Source organism: Pseudomonas sp. HMSC063H08, from assembly GCF_001813645.1.
Lineage (GTDB): Bacteria > Pseudomonadota > Gammaproteobacteria > Pseudomonadales > Pseudomonadaceae > Pseudomonas > Pseudomonas aeruginosa.
The window spans coordinates 1-209 of the sequence record NZ_KV813362.1; the positions used below are offsets into that span (position 1 = coordinate 1).

Below are 209 nucleotides of genomic sequence, written 5' to 3' on the forward strand. Positions count from 1 at the left end.
GTACGCCGCTGGCTGGCAACTGGGCTTCGACAGCGGTACGAGCGTGACGACCATGGCGTTCCAGGCTGATCGGTTCCTCTGGTTCAACAGTTCCAGCGGGCAGACCGTGGCGCCGGTTTCGATCGTTGGCGGCCAGATGTTCATCAACAACGCGATGATTCAGGACGGTTCGATTACGAACGCGAAGATCGGCAACGTGATTCAGTCGA

At 58.9% G+C, this 209-nt stretch carries 1 protein-coding gene; it reads left to right on the top strand.

Annotated elements, in window-relative coordinates; translation table 11 throughout:
- Positions 1–209, top strand: a 209-nt coding sequence (locus HMPREF2924_RS05060) for a phage tail tip fiber protein (RefSeq protein WP_141765523.1), incomplete at both ends; no start/stop codon positions are given.